Below are 17,261 nucleotides of genomic sequence, written 5' to 3' on the forward strand. Positions count from 1 at the left end.
TTCTTCTCCAAATCCAGCTAATGCACACAAGTATACTGTATGAAATCACAGTATCAAGCTAATTTTATTATTTTATCTTCTCTATTATAGTTTTTAAAGAAAATACAATGGCTTGCAGCCTAACTTGCGCCCTATCACCATTAAATACTTGTTCAAACGTCCAGTGTTTACCGTTAATTTGTAGCCCAAACCACACAAGCCCTACCGGTTTGTCCTCAGTAGCGCCACCGGGCCCTGCAATCCCTGAAATAGCAATGGCAATGTCAGCACTGGCTGCCTTACAGGCACCTGCTGCCATCTCAATAACTGTTTGTTCGCTCACTGCGCCAAATTGCTCGAGGGTATCATGCTTCACATTGAGTAATTCATGCTTTGCGTTATTGCTATAAGTAACAAATGCACGATCAATATATGCAGAGCTTCCTGGGGTATCGGTAAGCGAATAACTCACTCCACCACCAGTACATGATTCAGCGGTAGTGATCCATAAGCGTTTATCCGTTAAAATAGCGCCTAATTGCGCAGCAAGTGTCTTAATCTCTTGATGTAATTCCATATTCAGCCTTTGGGTAAATACATGTCGTTTGATCTTTATGCACCGCACACTATAAAACAACAAACCCCTATGATGCAGCAGTATCTAAAAATAAAATCAGAGCATCGCGATATTTTATTGTTTTATCGGATGGGGGATTTTTACGAACTCTTTTTTGATGACGCAAAACGCGCCGCTCAATTGCTTGATATTTCGCAAACACACCGTGGCAAAGCAGGGGGCGATCCTATTCCTATGGCGGGCGTGCCTTATCATGCGGTAGAAAACTACTTAGCTCGCTTAGTGCAAATGGGCGAGTCGGTGGCTATTTGTGAACAAGTGGGCGACCCTGCCACCAGCAAAGGCCCTGTTGAGCGCAAAGTAGTGCGTATTGTAACCCCTGGTACTATTTCTGACGAAGCCTTATTACAAGAGCGCCAAGACAACTTACTAACCAGTGTTTGGCAAAATAAAAAAGGCCAATACGGTGTTGCGTATCTTGATATCAACTCAGGACGCTTCAACATTGTTGAAGTTAGTACTGATGAAGCATTTAGCTCAACCCTACAACGCTTAGCGCCTGCTGAATTACTATATAGTGAACACTTTGAAAACACTCATTTAATTGAACATATTAAGGGAGCGCGTCGCCGCCCTGATTGGGAGTTTGACCTTGATACCGCGCAACACTTACTGTGCGAGCAGTTTGGCACCAAAGATTTAGTCGGTTTTGGGGTCGATAAAGCACATAGCGCCTTGGTAGCGGCAGGCTGTTTAATGCAGTACGTAAAAGATACCCAACGTATTGCATTACCGCACATTCGTGCAATTACCCTTGAGCATAATGAACACGCGGTAATTTTAGATGCGCCCACCCGTAAAAACCTTGAACTTACCGTTAATTTATCAGGTGGCTTTGAAAATACCCTTGCCCAAGTGCTTGATAAAACAGCCACAGCGATGGGCTCACGATTACTGAAGCGCCGTATTCATACCCCTATTCGTAATAAAGACGAGTTAAATTCTCGTCTAAATGCCATTAGTGCTATTTTAGATGTGCAATTATGCAGTGAGCTGCATGACGCTCTCAGAGATATTGGTGATATAGAACGTGTAATTGCTCGCTTGGCATTACACACTGCTCGGCCACGTGATTTAACACGGCTTCGTAGTGCGCTTCAAGCATTAGCACCGCTACATAACTTATTAAGCGATGCCACAGATGCGCGTATTTCTCATATTATTGCCCACTCTAAAGAGCTCCCCGAGCTTCAAGCATTACTTGAACGTGCAGTGATTGATAACCCACCAGTGTTAATACGTGATGGCGGTGTTATTGCGCCAGGGTATAACAGCGAACTTGATGAGTGGCGTAATTTAAGCCAAGGTGCCACCGATGTGCTTGAACAGCTAGAGCAGCGCGAACGTGAACGCACAGGTATTAGTACACTTAAAATTGGTTATAACAGAGTGCATGGCTTTTTTATTGAAGTGAGCCGCGCTAACTCGCACTTAGTGCCTGCAGATTATATTCGTCGTCAAACGTTAAAAAATAATGAACGTTATATAATTCCAGAACTTAAAGAACATGAAGACAAGGTTCTCGGCAGCCAATCAAAAGCGCTGGCCCTAGAAAAGCAGCTATACGAACAGCTATTTGAATTTATTGCTCCGCATATCGAGCAGCTGCAAATAATGGCCTCGGTCATTGCCGATTTAGATGTACTGAATAATTTAGCAGAGCGTGCCCAAACGCTAAATTATGCCAAGCCTGAGCTTTGCGATAACGATAATATCAGCATCGAACAAGGCCGCCACCCTGTAGTTGAGCAAGTAATGAAAGACCCATTTATTGCCAATCCTGTGGAGCTCAATAGCCAGCGTAAAATGTTGATAATTACTGGTCCTAACATGGGCGGTAAATCAACTTACATGCGCCAAACTGCGCTTATTGTGCTTATGGCGCACATTGGCTGTTACGTTCCTGCTGATAGCGCAAAGATTGGTAATATTGATAGAATATTTACTCGCATTGGCGCCAGTGACGACTTAGCATCTGGGCGCTCTACCTTTATGGTTGAAATGACAGAAACTGCGGCAATTTTAAATAATGCCACCGCACAATCATTGGTATTAATGGATGAAATAGGCCGAGGAACCAGTACTTACGATGGTTTATCACTGGCATACGCAACAGCTGATCATCTTGCTTCAAAAATCGCGGCTAAAACTCTGTTCGCAACCCATTACTTTGAACTCACTGAGCTTGCAGAACAAACGCCTGGGCTGGTTAATGTGCACCTAGATGCCATTGAACACAACGATACCATTGCCTTTATGCACACGGTATTAGATGGTGCCGCAAGTAAAAGTTTTGGTTTGCAAGTGGCAGCCCTGGCTGGTGTGCCTAAAGCGGTTATTGCCCAAGCTAAACAAAAGCTAACCTTGCTTGAAAATCATCAAAGTGTCACAACAGTCACCACAGAGCAACAGGTTTTACCGTTTGATAGTGAACCGCAAATAATTCAGCCTAGTGAACTTGAGCAACAAATGACCGCAATAGATCCCGATAACCTATCACCGCGTCAGGCGCATGAACTGCTTTATAAATTAAAAGCACTGCTTTAAACGCAAACAGCCCGACTAAAAAGTCGGGCTGTATTTAATTTTACTGTGTGTTTAGATTAAGCAAACTGCTCAAACAAGCTTTCGGTACTTAATCCTTCTTGCTGCAAAATATCTTTTAACCGACGTAGCGCCTCAACCTGTATTTGGCGAACTCGCTCACGGGTTAACCCAATTTCACGGCCCACATCTTCAAGTGTTGAAGGCTCATAACCGAGTAAACCAAACCGACGTGCCAGTACTTCGCGCTGCTTAGGATTCAATTCACCTAACCAGTCAATAATATGCGTATTCATATCATTGTTTTGCACTTCACCTTCAGGGCCCACATTTTTTTCGTCGGCAATTACATCTAACAATGCACTGTCATTCTCGCCACCAATAGGCATATCTACAGAAGCTATTTTTTCGTTTAGGCGAAGCATTTTTGTTACATCTTCGACCGGTCTGTCTAAGCTTTCTGCAATTTCTTCTGCGGTTGGCTCATGATCAAGCTTTTGAGTTAGCTCACGTGCTGTACGTAAATAAACGTTAAGCTCTTTAACAACATGAATAGGCAAACGAATAGTACGGGTTTGATTCATTATTGCCCGTTCAATGGTTTGTCGTATCCACCATGTGGCATAAGTAGAAAATCGAAAACCCCGTTCAGGATCAAACTTTTCAACTGCTCGGATCAGCCCTAAGTTACCTTCTTCAATTAAATCAAGTAGAGCAAGTCCACGATTGTTGTACCTACGCGCAATTTTTACAACTAAGCGTAAGTTACTTTCAATCATACGTTTTCGGGAGGCTTCGCAGCCTTTAAGCGATTTTCGTGCAAAAAACACTTCTTCTTCTGCACTTAATAGAGGGGAAAAACCAATCTCGCCTAAGTATAACTGGGTGGCATCGAGGTTTTTAGTGACTTCTTCTTTTACAAATACATCTTCATCTTCCACTTCATCAAGTAACTTCGTTGTCTCCTCTATTTTAGAGTCGTCAAACTTATCATCAGTGGGGGTTTTCTCAGCTTTTGCTACATCAGCCATAAGACTTCTCCTGAGCAAGCTATCAATAACTTTATGATTTAGGTCTGTAGTCGTTTTACAAGCTTTTGCTGTATTAGCCATGAGCCTTCTCCAGAACAGTCAATCAACACCTTCAGTTCAGGGTAGGTACTTAGCAGGGTTAACAGCTTTTCCTCGATAACGAATTTCAAAACGAAGTGCCGTTACTGAAGACTCTGAATTACCAATTTCTGCTATTTTTTGTCCCGCCTTCACTATTTGCTTTTCTTTCACAAGTAACGTTGAGTTATGTGCATAAGCACTTAGGTAATCATCATTATGTTTCAATATGATTAAATTACCGTAACCTCTTAGCGCACTACCCGCGTAAACTACCGTTCCTTTTGCAGCGGCGAGTACAGCAGTACCCTTTTTATTAGCAATCTGTAGGCCTTTGTAACCATTTTCCTTGTTAGAAAAGCGTTTTGTTATTTTACCTTTAGCAGGCCAAAACCAACTCAACTTTTTAGCTGAAGAACCTTGAGACTGACTAATTTTTTGGTTAGCTTGTTTTTGAACATACCTACGTTTTTTCGGCTTATCAAGCTCTTTCTTTAATTTTCTGTTACTTTTTTGTAAATTAGATGACTTTTTAGCGGGCTTATTTTGGTAAGTTTTTTGTGCAACCCTTGACCTACTTGGTTCTAAAAGGGATACAACCTGACCAGGAACAATAGTGTAAGGTGATGGAATTGAATTATTTTTTGCAAGTTCTCTGAAATCTTTTCCAGCACTAAAAGCAATCGAATAAAGTGTATCGCCTTTTTGTACCGTGTACTTGCCACCGTTAATATTAATCCGTGAGGGATAGTCATTAATATTATTATTTAAACTACTTACAGGAGCAGGAACATGGCGAGACGAGCATGCACAAAGCAAAACACTAATAAATAAAGCAACATAACAGCGTATTTGTTTATTCAATGTGTTTTGCCCTCTGTTTTAACATCGTTGCATTATGGCGATTATCGCAATAATGCGTACGCAACAGCGATTAAAGCAACCACTGCCCAGCCAAGTACTTCAATATATTGACGTAATTTTTGTTCCATTTTAACTCCACCCCACTTCATTAAAGCAGATACTAAAAAGAAACGCGCGCCACGCCCAATAGCCGAGGCAATAATAAAGGGTAAAAACGCCATTTGTAATACGCCAGCGCCAATGGTAAATACCTTATAAGGAATAGGAGAAAACCCCGCTATAAATACCACCCAAACGCCATAATCTTTAAACCATGCAAGCGCCGTATTAAATTTATCTTGCCATTGCATTTGCGCAATAAAGGGCTCTACAACCGGTTCAAACAACCAAAATCCAAGTAAATAACCCAGTACGCCGCCAAGCACAGAAGCAACCGTGGCAAAGCTTGCAAATCGCCATGCCTTACTTGGTTGCGCTAGCGACATAGGCGCTAACATTACATCAGGTGGAACTGGGAAGAAAACCGACTCGGCAAAACTCATCCCTGCTAAATAGCGTTCTGCATGGCGGTGTTTAGCCCACACTAACGCCATATCGTATAACTTGGTAAACAACTTCAAAATGAATTCCTATTCAATATCACCAGGGACTAAAGGTACAAATCTTACTGGCGCAATTACATGCTCTGTAAAGTTATCGCCTTGGCGAATAACCATGGTTAATTTTTGTTCTTCCTCACCAATAGGGGCCAGTAATACGCCTCCATCAGCAAGTTGTGCGAGTAACTCGGGGGGAATGGTGGTTGCCGCAGCAGTCACGATAATGCCATCAAATGGCGCTTGTGACTGCCAGCCTTGCCAACCATCGCCATGTTTCATGGTGACATTGTACAAATCAAGCTGGTGTAATCGGCGTTTAGCTTGCCATTGTAAGGCTTTAATACGCTCTACCGAATATACCTTATCAAAGGTTTTAGCCAAAACCGCCGTTTGATAGCCCGACCCTGTGCCTATTTCTAACACCTTATGTTGTACACCGGCTAATCGCATTAGCTCGGTCATGCGCGCAACAATATAAGGCTGAGAAATAGTTTGCCCTTGCCCTATCGGTAACGCGGTATTCTGATACGCTTTATGCTTGAGTACATCATCAATAAATATATGCCGAGGAATTTGCGCAATCGCTTTTAAAACCTCTTTGTCTTCTACGCCCTCGCGCTGTAATAAGTCTGAAAGTGCTTGTGCACTGCGAGTATAATTAGCCAGCACGGTTAATCTCCAACTCGGCTAACCACTCTCCCACGGCTTTAATACTGTCTTTGGCGGTCATATCAACGCTTAACGGGGTCACTGATGCATAGCCATTATTAACCGCATAAAAGTCAGTACCTTCACCGGCGTCGCTTTCAAGCCCTAGCGATCCATACCAAAAAATATCGCGTCCCCATGGATCGGTTTGCTTGGTCATAGTTTCTGCTTTGTGACGAGCCCCTAAACGAGTTACCTGAACGCCTTTAAGCTCAGAGAGCGGAATATCGGGAACATTAATATTAATGATCTGATCTTTGGGCAACGGATGTGAAGCAAGCCCTTTAATAATATTTACAGTAACGGCTGCAGCTGTTTCAAAATGCTCACCATGATGAGAGCACAAAGATACCGCAATTGCTGGTAAGCCTAAATGACGGCCTTCAGTCGCCGCAGCAACTGTACCAGAGTAAAGCGTATCATCGCCTAAATTACCGCCATGATTAATACCAGCAACAACCAAATCGGGTTTTTCATCCACTAATTGGTTAACACCTAAATGCACACAATCGGTGGGTGTACCGTTTACAGACATAAATCCGTTGTCGAGCGTTGTGGCACGCAGCGGATTCATTAGCGTTAGTGAATTACTAGCACCACTACAATTTCTATCTGGAGCAACCAGCGTTACCTCAGCAATTTGTGTTAATGCTTGATATAAAACAGCAATACCTTTGGCATTAACACCATCATCATTACTTAATAGAATCTTCATCTGCGTTATCCTTTTCTTTTCGCTCGCGTGGGCTGGCGTCAGTATAATCGACCAGTTCGCGCAGTAAAGCCGTTGCAAAACAGCCTTTGGGTAAGCCAAAGCTGAGTTTTAATGTGCGTTCATCAAGCGTTTCTATGCTTAGCTCTTGGGGGATTAAACGCAGCATTCTACGCTCGTTTTTAAGCCCTAAATCCCCTAAGCCATCACACCATGCTTGATACGGTGCCAACCATGTTTTTTCTTGTTCGGTTAAGCCTTTTTCACTTTTGCCCACCATGGGCGCCGACATCATAATGTCGCCAGAGGCAAGCCGTGCAATATTTTCATCACTTATCGCATCTTCAAAAAATGCATTACTGCCACTGAGCATAAATACTTCGCGGTGCATGGTTTTAGCAAGCCCATGCTCAGCCACGCGTAAACTAACAATTTGATTAAACACATGTGAACGCGCAGCAGAAATAATAATGCCTCGCAGCTTTTTATCGCGAATACGCTCACCGGCAAACATTTTTTCGGCCATCACTAGGTTGTGCCCATCACGACCAAAGCGCTGTTCACCAAAATAATTAGGCACACCTGCGCGTACCGCGTTTATACGGCATAAAATATCAAGCGGCTCGGTTACATTGCGCAAGGTAATAGTAAATCTATTTCCTTTGTGGCAACCGGTGCGCAATTTTCGCTCATGGCGCTGCTGCGATACCACAAACACGCTTTCACTGTTCAGCTCAGTAAAATCAATATGCTTTTTAATCGGTACTTTTACGCTAAACCACTGCGAGCATACTCCATGGCGGTCTTTCATACCGGCATAGCTTACATCACGTGGCGATACACCCGCTTTTTGTGCAATCAGCTTGGCAACATATTGGGTGTTTTCACCCTTTTTAACCACTTGCAAACACACGTGTTCACCACTGCCGGTAAACTCTATACCGAGATCCTCATCAACCATAAAGTCTTCTGCGGTGGTTTTAAAGTCGGCTTTGGAAAGCGGCGCGCCATATAAATAATTTAATTCGCTCATGCGTTTTGTTTGCTCATAATGACCACGGCATGGCTTGAAATGCCTTCTTTACGCCCCTCAAAACCGAGTTTTTCGGTAGTGGTAGCTTTTACATTTACCTGTGAAAGCTCGGCATTTAAATCACTGGCAAGGTTGCCACGCATCGCTTGAATGTGCGGCAGCATTTTTGGTGCTTGTGCCACAATAGTGACATCCGCATTGCCCAATACATAACCTTGTTGCTTAGCAAGGTTCACTACATGGCGAAGTAAAATACGGCTATCAATATTTTCATATTCACTGGCCGTATCCGGAAAATGCTTACCAATATCGCCCAGCGCTAATGATCCTAAAATAGCGTCACATAAGGCATGAATAGCTACATCACCATCTGAGTGTGCTAAAAAGCCTTGTGGATAATCAATTTTTTCGCCGCAGATAGTTAAAGGCCCTTGGCCTCCAAATTTATGCACGTCAAAACCATGGCCTATTCGTATCATGTTGCACTCTCATTATTTTGTTTTTGCAGTAAAAAGCCTGCTAAATCTAAATCTTCTGGGGTGGTAATTTTAATATTATCACTACGCCCTGCTACCAGCTTTACCGGCTTATTTGCCCACTCCATTGCACTGGCTTCATCAGTAATGGTTGCACCGCTGTTAAGCGCACTTTGCAATGCCGTTTTAAGCTCGTCGTATTTAAACAGTTGCGGGGTAAGCGCTTGCCATAAATCATCACGAGGCACAGTTTGCTGCGCATGGCTTTGCCCTCGTTTTATAGTGTCTTTTACTTTGCTGGCTAAAATGCCGCCTTCATCAGCCTGCATGCACTGTGCGATTAAGCGCTCTATATCAGCAATATCGACTAAAGGTCTTGCAGCGTCGTGCACCAAAACCCAAGCAGGTGGGTTGGCAGCTAAAAACAATAAACTGTTTAACACTGAATCTGCGCGCTCTTTACCGCCAATAGCACGCACAATGCGAGGATCAGCTAGCGTAAGGTCGTCAAAGTAGGGGTCGGTTTCGCTCAGAGCCACCACTATAGAGTTTAACTGCGGTAACTGCGATAACTTAGCGAGCGTATGCTCTAGAATGGTTTTCCCTGCTAAGGAAATATATTGCTTTGGTGTTGTGTGTTGCATTCGACTGCCAACACCTGCGGCAGGAACAATAGCAGCAATAGTTTGTTTATTTGTCATGGTGTTGAGCCGGTAAAACACGAATAAAGGTTTCGTCCGGTTTAATCATTCCTAATTCGTTGCGGGCACGCTCTTCAATGCCTTCGTGGCCGAGCTTTAAATCTTCTATATCCGCTTTTAATACTTTATTACGCTTTATTAGTTTTTCGTTAGTTTGTTGATGCGATGCCACCGCATTTTTTAAACGGGTGTAGTCTTGCACCCCGTTATGACCAAACCAAAGGCGATACTGGATAAAAAGTGCTAAGCACAACAAGCCAAATTGAAAAAATCGCATTAAACACTCCTTATTTTAATTTTTAATTATCTACTTATGCTAGCGGCCGCTTAACATTGCGCCAATTAATATTGGCAGCTAGTAACATTTCCCGTAGTGACAAAACCCGTGGCGTGCTACGCTTTGAAAACTGCCACTGGTGGCCACAACACGCCGCTGCAAGGCTCGTTTTACTAGGTTTAAGCAGTTGCGCACTTTGCTGCTCAAGTCCTTGGCCTAAAAAATCAAACCAGCCAAGTTCATTACAATGCAGTTGCGTATCAGCTACTTGATCAATGCTGTCTATTCTAACCCGAATTTGACCGTGACTTTGTAATAATACCGGAATTATTAGCCCTACTTTGGCATGCGCTTGATAAAAAAGTTCATTCGCTGAAGGATTAGCCTCTGGCGGTGTTGGTTTTTGCTTTTCAAGCCAGCCTCCATTTTGCGCATCAAGCGTAAAAGGCAATGGTGCATTAGCTACACGTGTTGCGGCACGTTCAATATAATAAGGCAGACTTTTTAATTGCCTGCGTAAACGGTCACCATTAGGTTCAGCCACTAAGCGCTGAACTTCACGCTGATAAAAAGCATTGCATAATTGTGCGTAAAGCACTTTTTCTGCATCAGTTTGCCACATTTCAACTTGCTGGCTTGTGTTAAACTGCTTATTTTTAGCAACCAATCGCTGTACTCAAAAAAACATTTTAATACTGTTTTATAACACAGTAATGCACAGTTTTTAAGCACTTGTAGTAATTTAAGCGCTTGGCTTTTCACCTAATTTTGCAATACCTGATTCTAAAAATTGCACCATAGTACTGCGCTTTTTACCTATTAATAAGCTGCCATCAGATAAAAACATAAAGTTTTGCCAGTTACGTTTAAACACATCAAATGTCGTTTCGATAATATTGTCGCGTGCCATGCAAAAATACACTGTGGTATTAGCCTGCCAATCTAAGTGGTTCAAAATAGCTTCTGGAAATTGCGGTTCTTCGCTTTCCCACGCATCTTCCCAATTAATTTCTTGGCTAAAGTTTTGCTCTTGCGCGCACCAATCGGTTTTATCAAAAAAGTCTGGATGATCATGTTCACGACTCACCATGGTTGTCCACAGTACGGCGGCACGCTCGCTGGTCATTGGTTTAATATTGGCTGCATCAATATCTGAAACCGGAATATCTTTGTGGCGAAATACCCAGGCTTTTTTGTAATCATCAAGAGAAATATAATTCATAGTATTGCTGTATTCTTTGGCATAATAAAAAGCGAAGGCAAATTATACAAGATAACAGACTATGACTACAGCACTAAAACTGGGTTTATATCGACACTACAAAGGCCCACAATATAAAGTTATGCATGTGGCGACCCACAGCGAAACCAACGAGCAGTTGGTTATTTACCAAGCCTTATACGGTGAATACGGCATATGGGCACGCCCACTAAGTATGTTTACTGAAACCGTAGAAAAAGACGGTAAAACTATCGCCCGTTTTGCCTACCTTGGTGAAGCCGATTAACTATGGCATTATAACGCATAATAATTACTGCTCAGACCAGATAAAGGATAACCCGTGCAATTTAATTCTACTGATAATTACATCGCAAGCTCAGCATTAAAACAGGCAGTAAACGCCGCTATTATGCTGCAAAAACCGCTTTTAATTAAAGGCGAGCCTGGCACAGGTAAAACCATGCTGGCCGAAGAGTTAGCGAAAAGTTTAGATACTGAGCTTATTCAGTGGCATATAAAATCAACCACTAAAGCGCAGCAAGGTTTGTACGAGTACGATGCGGTATCGCGTTTGCGCGACAGCCAGCTAGGTGATGAGCGCGTTCACAATATTAGCAACTACATAGTTAAAGGTAAGCTGTGGCAAGCCTTCATGTACGCTGAATTAAACGGCAAACGCCCAGTACTGCTTATTGACGAAATAGACAAAGCCGATATTGAGTTTCCAAACGATTTACTACTCGAACTCGATAAAATGGAATTTCATGTATACGAAACCGGTGAGCGCATTGTGGCTAAAGAGCGCCCTATTGTGATCATCACATCAAACAATGAAAAAGAGCTGCCTGATGCGTTTTTACGTCGCTGTTTTTTCCATTATATTGATTTTCCAAATAGCGACGAAATGCAGCAAATTATTGATGTGCACTACCCGCATGTTAAACAAGATTTAGTTCGCCAAGCATTAGAAGTATTTTTTAACTTACGCGAAGCCAACGGCCTTAAAAAGAAGCCATCCACCAGCGAGTTACTTGATTGGTTAAAACTATTAATGGCTGAAGATATAGACGCAAAAACCCTGCACGACAAAGCGCAAAAAGGCGGCTTAATGCCGATGTTTGGTGCGCTGCTTAAAAACGAGCAAGACATAAGCCTAATCGAAAAACTTGCGTTTATGAGTCGCCGTTAAGATGTTGATTGCATTTTTCTTCAAATTACGAGAATACCGCTTACCTGTGAGCCTGCGCGAACTACTCGATTTAATTAACGCTTTAAAACAAGGCGTTATATTTGCTGATGTAGACGCGTTTTATCATTTAGCACGCACTATTATGGTAAAAGACGAAACCCATTTTGACCGGTTCGATAAAGCCTTTAGCGATTACTTTAGCGGTATTGCCGACTTAGACCTACTCGAGAGCTTAAAACAACAACACAATTTACCGGAAGATTGGTTGCGTAAAGAGTTTGAAAAGCACCTAAGCGATGAAGAAAAAGCCCAACTAAAAGCCATGGGCGGGCTCGAAGAGCTAATGAAAACCCTAAAAGAGCGTTTAGAAGAACAGCAAAAACGCCATGCTGGCGGCAATAAGTGGGTAGGTACAGGCGGCACCTCGCCTTTTGGTGCATATGGTTATAACCCTGAGGGCGTTCGCATTGGTCAAGACGGCAGCCGCAATCGCCAAGCAGTAAAAGTGTGGGATAAGCGCGAATACCGTAACCTAGATTCTGACCGTGAAATTGGTTCACGCACTATAAAATTGGCGCTTAAAAAGCTCCGCAAATTTGCCCGTACTGGCGCAAGCGACACCCTTGATTTAAACGAGACTATTCGCGCGACCGCCAAGCAAGGCGGCATGCTCGATGTCAAAATGGCCCCCGAGCGCCACAACGCGGTAAAAGTATTGATGCTGTTTGATATTGGCGGTTCAATGGATGACTACATTCATACCTGTGAAGAGTTATTTAGCGCCGCCCACAGCGAATTTAAACACTTAGAATTTTACTACTTTCATAACTGCTTATACGAGCACGTGTGGCAAGATAACCAACGCCGCCACTCAAACGTTATTGACACCATGACGCTGATCAACAAGTTCACCAGTGACTACAAAGTTATATTTGTTGGTGATGCCACTATGGGCCCGTATGAAATTGCCTATCCTGGCGGCTCAGTAGAGCATTGGAATGAAGAACCCGGCAGTGCATGGTTAAACCGAATCACCAATCACTTTGATAAAGTCGCGTGGCTCAACCCACAACCCGTTGAACACTGGCCGTATTATCAATCAATTGATTTTATAAAGCAGCTAATGAATAACCGCATGTACCCACTGAGTTTAGATGGGATAAGTAGAGCGATAAAAGAGCTGAGTTGATAGTTAATATCTATGGCAGCTCAGTGCTAGCAGCAGAGCTTCGGGCGTGAACCTATAACTTTGTTGGGTGGCGCCTTCGGCTTAACCAACCTACCTTTGACGTAGGTCGGATAAGTGGCGAAGCCACGCCATCCGACAAAAAAGATAAATTTATTAGAAACAACCCGACTTACCGCGTTAATGAACAACCGCATGTACCCACTTAGTTTAGATGGGGTAAGTAAAGCGATAAAAGAACTTAGTTAATGTATTTTAAGTAGTTCATACACCATATTTTTGATGGTATTCACTGAGCATGAGTTCTAATTGCTTCTCGAAGACTTCAATGGATGGTTTTTTTCCACTTAACCGCTGCTGCTTTAGCCATTCAAGTAATTCAATCCTTACTAAATAACCGTCTTCAATGCAGTAACTTGGGTCTGAAAGCCAAATTTTTGGAGCCCCTAGTGAAGCTCCTGAATACCAGTGACAAATGGAATAGCCTTCACTTTCAAGCTTATCACTAAGTTGCCAGCTGTAAATCCACCAGGTAATCAGAAATAGAGGGAAGCATCCTATAATAACAAACAGCCCCCTTCGCATCGATTTCTCTGATATATCACCATACATTCTTTGATAAATCCCGTAGATGAGTACAAAAAAAGCGGGCATCATAACTATCAAAGGAATTACTACAGGTTTAATTTTTAACGAAATTACATTTTCAGCAATAAGACTTAATGTGCTAATTTCTAATTCAAAGCTGTAGGCATAGAGAGTAATGATTAAACATAAAACGCCTATAGAAAACCACCCCTTTTTAGGGTTGACAGGTGAGAGTTGATTAGCCGAACTTGCCATTTTAGTATCGTCTTCCTGAGTAAGGAATACCAAATAAGCGGTGTATAAACTCAATTGGATTGTTATCGTACATTTGCTCAGCCCTATCTAATTCATATTTTAACTGAGACACACTATTTTTTATATTCTCTTCCATTACTCGCAAGCTATTTGACATTTTTTTAGTCATTTCATCAGAATCAATAAACGCATATGTTAAAAGGGTAAGTACAGTACCAATGATAACTACTGCTACCATTGGGCCTATAGCGAGCATTGCGGCAGTACCGCCTACATAAGTTGAAATTAGTCCCCAAGCAATTCCAGACGATACAGCAGCAATACTTATATCTACAGCCATACCACCAATAAAATCATGCCATGTAGCTTTATCATTAATCATTTGCTCAATACTGTGAAAAAATGCTGAAATGATTATAGTGACAACAAAACCACCTTTAATGGCTTTTTCAACACCCAATTTACCAATTCCAAATGAAACAACTTTAGGATTATGTGCCAAATACTTGGTACCTGTTAAGTGTTTTCTCAGACCTGCATAACCTTTAAATATAATATGTGGCTTACCATTATAAGTCTTAATCTGATATTTAGAAAAAACGTTCCCACTACGACTCACTTCTAAAGCAAGAGCTCCAAGAGCTGCAACATCTAATGTAACTGGAACTGCCGCAGAATATAATTTAGCCGACTCTTTATACTTATTAATGGTATCCGAATTAATATTTGCTTTAACTAATATTCTCTCAATCCACTCACTGATTTGAAACTGGTTCATTCCATTCAATCTTTTTACATTAATAATAAAGTCAAAGAATTCAGTTGTATTCATTTGTACAAATGTATATTCATTTTTGCCAATAGCGGCCTGAATTTGTCTTTGTCTTTGTAATTGTTGAATAGCTTTTCTAGCGTGTGCAGACATGTTAAATTTCCTTATAAATAAATCCTAATATTTCACCACTGAATTAAAACAGCCATGAAAGTAAAACGTTTAATAGTGTACCTAAAAAAACTTGCCCCAGCAATTTTCGCCCTTAACCTTTAGACCAACAATAACCTAAACTAAAGATACCGATACTGTAATTTATAAAAATACTAAAAGAAGAAGCATGGCACTTCTTTTCATAATCAGAATAATTGTTTTTAATCCTCCTTATTAAATATAGTCGAGCATGAGCGCTTTAAGATTGGATATTATCAAATAGAGCCAAAGCTATTATTAATCCTATAACCTCCATTAAATTTATACCTTAAAGGTTGCTTAAAGCTCTGTTATGTCAGTAAAATCACATCAACTTCCAAACCACAAACGCCATAGCAAAACCAACCAAGTACACCAAGCCTAACCAGGTTAAGCCACGCAAAAGTAGACTGTGTTTAATCGCAGGCTCTGAGCGAACTAGGCTGAAGTTAAGCCATGCAAAAACCGGTGTGGTTACAAACGCAAGCGTCATGGCAAAGGTAAGCATGGGCCCAAGAGCTGATTTAAAAAATAAGATCACCGCCATACCGGCCAATGCTTGTAATATAAGCCACGTATTTAAGCTGTGTTTTGATTGCTTAAAACCTAGAAGTTTATGCGATTCGTTAAGTGTCCGGGCGTAACCGTCAAGCACGGTGAGTGTGGTGCCAAACATACACAAAAACGCGATGGCTGATACCAAAGGCCTTGCCCACTCGCCAATAGTAAGTGCATACATATCAATCAGCTGTTTAGCAAAGGCTACACCGCCAAGCTCTATATTACTGCTTTGCCCATATTGCACTAACGCACCTAAACTAAAAAATACCAGCGCAAGCCCGGCAGTTAACCAATAACCTACATTAAAATCGAATAAGCCTTGGCTTTTAGTCACACTTTGCTGAGTTTGTTTTTCTTTAAGCCACAACGAGCTCAGAGCCGAAATTTCAATAGGCGCTGGCATCCACCCCATTAAGGCAACCATAAAGCCTAACATGGCAAGTTCATACGGTGAGGGACCAACATAGTTTACAGGCGCTACAGGGCCGTTATTTATAGCAATAATTAATGCTGTTATGGTTGCTATAGTAAGTAGCCCCATAATAGCTTTTGCAACATTATCGAGTGCTTTAAAGTGCCCTAGTAATAATATAATTAAACACACAGCCGATATTAACCAGCACAATAAGGTAACGGGAATACTAATAGGTAATGCGTAGTGTAATAAGCTCGCAGTAAGCAACAATACGCCCGCGGTATTTACCACCGCGGCAATAATATTGAGGGCAATAAAACTGTAAAAATAGCCAGGCCCTTGGTTTTTATACCCTTCGACTAAACTATTTTTAGTAGCGAGTGTGTATTCCATACCAAAACGAAAAAACGGGTACTTTAAAACGTTAACCACCACAATAAGCCAAAATAGCTGCCAGCCAAATAATGCGCCAGCTTGAGTCGATGCAACTAAGTGTGAGCCACCAATGGCAGCGGTAGCCATTAAAATACCTGGGCCGAGCGCTCCTAACCGAGACTTCCATGTGCTTTGTGTGTACTGCATTAACTTCTCAAATTTGGTGTGTTATGTGCTTTTATTATTAATTTTAATCATTAATAAACTGTGTGAATGCATAACTTACCTAATTTACAGACAATAAAAAAGAGCCCTTAGGCTCTTTTTAAAAATAACACATTGTTAGTTATTAATTTAAATCCATCTCTTGGATGATTTCATGTGCTATTTCAGGTGTGGTACTTACAGGCTTTTCATGTAAGTTCGCTTTTATTTGCCCTTTACGATGCTTTAGTGCGGCATCGAGTTTTTTAGCTGCGCTGGAAATAGCTGGGTACATAACCTCGTTTTCCCCTTTAACCGATATTCGCGCACCTTCATAATTAGTACTAATTTCTGCTTGGAACTTGTGATGCTCTTTTGAAAGAATAATGTCGAGCGCTATCAATGATGGAAAATGACTCTCAATTTTAGAAAACTTTTCGTTAATGTGTTCTTTAATAGAATCAGTAACGTCAACATGGTGACCAGAAAGATTAATTTTCATAGGGTATCCTTTTTTATGTTACCTCATAGTTAGTATTGGGGGCTAAACGAATTAACACAAGAGAAAATAGCTAAATTTAGCAATTATTTATTACCCCACCTGATTTAGATCATTCATTTAGCATTAAGTATGCAAAAAGCCGCGTGATAGCGGCTTTTCAG

The 17,261-nt window shown here is 41.7% G+C and carries 20 protein-coding genes; 4 read left to right on the plus strand and 16 right to left on the minus strand.

Annotation, left to right across the window (positions count from 1 at the left end; translation table 11 throughout):
* Nucleotides 1-67: 67 nt before the first annotated feature.
* Nucleotides 68-556: a CinA family protein gene (locus FLM54_RS11905; protein WP_138609349.1), complete on the minus strand. Its 489-nt coding sequence runs from the start codon at nucleotides 554-556 to the stop codon at nucleotides 68-70.
* A 21-nt stretch (nucleotides 557-577) separates the two neighbouring features.
* On the opposite strand from FLM54_RS11905, the gene mutS reads away from it, so the two are divergent.
* Entirely contained in the window at nucleotides 578-3,163 is a 2,586-nt protein-coding gene (mutS, locus tag FLM54_RS11910; RefSeq protein WP_178956468.1) for a DNA mismatch repair protein MutS, read from the plus strand.
* 56 nt (nucleotides 3,164-3,219) lie between these two features.
* Here mutS and rpoS read toward each other — a convergent pair whose 3' ends face one another.
* The 11 genes from rpoS to FLM54_RS11965 all read right to left on the minus strand — a co-directional run bounded on the left by rpoS (nucleotide 3,220) and on the right by FLM54_RS11965 (nucleotide 10,861).
* Nucleotides 3,220-4,191: an RNA polymerase sigma factor RpoS gene (gene rpoS, locus FLM54_RS11915; RefSeq protein ID WP_109874229.1), complete on the minus strand. Its 972-nt coding sequence runs from the start codon at nucleotides 4,189-4,191 to the stop codon at nucleotides 3,220-3,222.
* A 117-nt stretch (nucleotides 4,192-4,308) separates the two neighbouring features.
* Nucleotides 4,309-5,133: a peptidoglycan DD-metalloendopeptidase family protein gene (locus FLM54_RS11920; protein ID WP_178956469.1), complete on the minus strand. Its 825-nt coding sequence runs from the start codon at nucleotides 5,131-5,133 to the stop codon at nucleotides 4,309-4,311.
* 41 nt (nucleotides 5,134-5,174) lie between these two features.
* A complete protein-coding gene (locus tag FLM54_RS11925) occupies nucleotides 5,175-5,753 on the minus strand; it encodes a YqaA family protein (RefSeq protein WP_178956470.1) in 579 nt (192 codons plus the stop codon).
* A 9-nt stretch (nucleotides 5,754-5,762) separates the two neighbouring features.
* Nucleotides 5,763-6,401 carry a protein-L-isoaspartate(D-aspartate) O-methyltransferase gene (locus FLM54_RS11930; RefSeq protein ID WP_178956471.1) on the minus strand — a complete coding sequence of 213 codons (639 nt, stop codon included), beginning with the start codon at nucleotides 6,399-6,401 and terminating at the stop codon, nucleotides 5,763-5,765.
* Nucleotides 6,391-7,155: a 5'/3'-nucleotidase SurE gene (surE, locus tag FLM54_RS11935; protein ID WP_010387748.1), complete on the minus strand. Its 765-nt coding sequence runs from the start codon at nucleotides 7,153-7,155 to the stop codon at nucleotides 6,391-6,393. The genes FLM54_RS11930 and surE overlap by 11 nt, the downstream gene beginning before the upstream one ends.
* Nucleotides 7,136-8,185, minus strand: a complete 1,050-nt coding sequence (truD, locus tag FLM54_RS11940) for a tRNA pseudouridine(13) synthase TruD (protein WP_008464223.1) — start codon at nucleotides 8,183-8,185, stop codon at nucleotides 7,136-7,138. Before truD ends, surE begins: the two co-directional genes overlap by 20 nt.
* Nucleotides 8,182-8,664, minus strand: coding sequence for a 2-C-methyl-D-erythritol 2,4-cyclodiphosphate synthase (gene ispF / locus FLM54_RS11945; protein ID WP_008464226.1), 483 nt, complete (start codon nucleotides 8,662-8,664; stop codon nucleotides 8,182-8,184). The genes truD and ispF overlap by 4 nt, the downstream gene beginning before the upstream one ends.
* Nucleotides 8,661-9,362 (minus strand): 2-C-methyl-D-erythritol 4-phosphate cytidylyltransferase, encoded by a 702-nt coding sequence (gene ispD / locus FLM54_RS11950; protein ID WP_076918330.1) that lies wholly within the window; start codon nucleotides 9,360-9,362, stop codon nucleotides 8,661-8,663. The genes ispF and ispD overlap by 4 nt, the downstream gene beginning before the upstream one ends.
* A complete protein-coding gene (gene ftsB / locus FLM54_RS11955; protein ID WP_008110330.1) occupies nucleotides 9,352-9,639 on the minus strand; it encodes a cell division protein FtsB in 288 nt (95 codons plus the stop codon). The genes ispD and ftsB overlap by 11 nt, the downstream gene beginning before the upstream one ends.
* A 34-nt stretch (nucleotides 9,640-9,673) precedes the next feature.
* Nucleotides 9,674-10,306, minus strand: a complete 633-nt coding sequence (locus tag FLM54_RS11960) for a hypothetical protein (protein ID WP_178956472.1) — start codon at nucleotides 10,304-10,306, stop codon at nucleotides 9,674-9,676.
* A gap of 75 nt (nucleotides 10,307-10,381) precedes the next feature.
* Nucleotides 10,382-10,861 (minus strand): DUF2947 domain-containing protein, encoded by a 480-nt coding sequence (locus FLM54_RS11965; RefSeq protein ID WP_178956473.1) that lies wholly within the window; start codon nucleotides 10,859-10,861, stop codon nucleotides 10,382-10,384.
* Between the two features lie 61 nt (nucleotides 10,862-10,922).
* Between FLM54_RS11965 and FLM54_RS11970 the strand changes: the two genes are divergently transcribed.
* The 3 genes from FLM54_RS11970 to FLM54_RS11980 are packed head-to-tail and all read left to right on the plus strand — an operon-like array spanning nucleotide 10,923 to nucleotide 13,239.
* A complete protein-coding gene (locus tag FLM54_RS11970) occupies nucleotides 10,923-11,147 on the plus strand; it encodes a DUF1653 domain-containing protein (RefSeq protein WP_178956474.1) in 225 nt (74 codons plus the stop codon).
* Between the two features lie 54 nt (nucleotides 11,148-11,201).
* Nucleotides 11,202-12,050, plus strand: a complete 849-nt coding sequence (locus FLM54_RS11975; RefSeq protein WP_008464234.1) for an AAA family ATPase — start codon at nucleotides 11,202-11,204, stop codon at nucleotides 12,048-12,050.
* A gap of 1 nt (nucleotide 12,051) precedes the next feature.
* The gene (locus FLM54_RS11980; RefSeq protein ID WP_178956475.1) at nucleotides 12,052-13,239 is read left to right on the plus strand and encodes a VWA domain-containing protein; all 1,188 of its coding nucleotides are present in this window, start codon (nucleotides 12,052-12,054) and stop codon (nucleotides 13,237-13,239) included.
* 261 nt (nucleotides 13,240-13,500) lie between these two features.
* Here the strand turns inward: FLM54_RS11980 and FLM54_RS11985 are convergent, their stop codons facing one another.
* From FLM54_RS11985 to hpf, 4 genes are all read right to left on the minus strand, one after another.
* Nucleotides 13,501-14,079, minus strand: a complete 579-nt coding sequence (locus FLM54_RS11985; RefSeq protein WP_178956476.1) for a hypothetical protein — start codon at nucleotides 14,077-14,079, stop codon at nucleotides 13,501-13,503.
* A gap of 1 nt (nucleotide 14,080) precedes the next feature.
* Complete coding sequence (locus FLM54_RS11990; protein ID WP_178956477.1) at nucleotides 14,081-15,004, minus strand: hypothetical protein; 924 nt, start codon at nucleotides 15,002-15,004, stop codon at nucleotides 14,081-14,083.
* A gap of 364 nt (nucleotides 15,005-15,368) precedes the next feature.
* Nucleotides 15,369-16,601, minus strand: a complete 1,233-nt coding sequence (locus FLM54_RS11995; protein ID WP_178956478.1) for an NRAMP family divalent metal transporter — start codon at nucleotides 16,599-16,601, stop codon at nucleotides 15,369-15,371.
* A 142-nt stretch (nucleotides 16,602-16,743) separates the two neighbouring features.
* A complete protein-coding gene (gene hpf, locus FLM54_RS12000; protein WP_008110321.1) occupies nucleotides 16,744-17,100 on the minus strand; it encodes a ribosome hibernation-promoting factor, HPF/YfiA family in 357 nt (118 codons plus the stop codon).
* Nucleotides 17,101-17,261 lie beyond the last annotated feature (161 nt).

The sequence above is a fragment of the Pseudoalteromonas sp. Scap25 genome, from assembly GCF_013394125.1.
GTDB lineage: Bacteria > Pseudomonadota > Gammaproteobacteria > Enterobacterales > Alteromonadaceae > Pseudoalteromonas.

Coding starts and splice junctions, on each gene's coding strand:
- ftsB (WP_008110330.1), bottom strand. CDS start 9,639: ATGCGATTTTTTCAATTTGGCTTGTTGTGCTTAGCACTTTTTATCCAG.
- surE (WP_010387748.1), bottom strand. CDS start 7,155: ATGAAGATTCTATTAAGTAATGATGATGGTGTTAATGCCAAAGGTATT.
- FLM54_RS11980 (WP_178956475.1), top strand. CDS start 12,052: ATGTTGATTGCATTTTTCTTCAAATTACGAGAATACCGCTTACCTGTG.
- ispD (WP_076918330.1), bottom strand. CDS start 9,362: ATGACAAATAAACAAACTATTGCTGCTATTGTTCCTGCCGCAGGTGTT.
- mutS (WP_178956468.1), top strand. CDS start 578: ATGTCGTTTGATCTTTATGCACCGCACACTATAAAACAACAAACCCCT.
- hpf (WP_008110321.1), bottom strand. CDS start 17,100: ATGAAAATTAATCTTTCTGGTCACCATGTTGACGTTACTGATTCTATT.
- FLM54_RS11970 (WP_178956474.1), top strand. CDS start 10,923: ATGACTACAGCACTAAAACTGGGTTTATATCGACACTACAAAGGCCCA.
- FLM54_RS11965 (WP_178956473.1), bottom strand. CDS start 10,861: ATGAATTATATTTCTCTTGATGATTACAAAAAAGCCTGGGTATTTCGC.
- FLM54_RS11905 (WP_138609349.1), bottom strand. CDS start 556: ATGGAATTACATCAAGAGATTAAGACACTTGCTGCGCAATTAGGCGCT.
- rpoS (WP_109874229.1), bottom strand. CDS start 4,191: ATGGCTGATGTAGCAAAAGCTGAGAAAACCCCCACTGATGATAAGTTT.
- truD (WP_008464223.1), bottom strand. CDS start 8,185: ATGAGCGAATTAAATTATTTATATGGCGCGCCGCTTTCCAAAGCCGAC.
- FLM54_RS11990 (WP_178956477.1), bottom strand. CDS start 15,004: ATGTCTGCACACGCTAGAAAAGCTATTCAACAATTACAAAGACAAAGA.
- FLM54_RS11985 (WP_178956476.1), bottom strand. CDS start 14,079: ATGGCAAGTTCGGCTAATCAACTCTCACCTGTCAACCCTAAAAAGGGG.
- FLM54_RS11995 (WP_178956478.1), bottom strand. CDS start 16,601: ATGCAGTACACACAAAGCACATGGAAGTCTCGGTTAGGAGCGCTCGGC.
- ispF (WP_008464226.1), bottom strand. CDS start 8,664: ATGATACGAATAGGCCATGGTTTTGACGTGCATAAATTTGGAGGCCAA.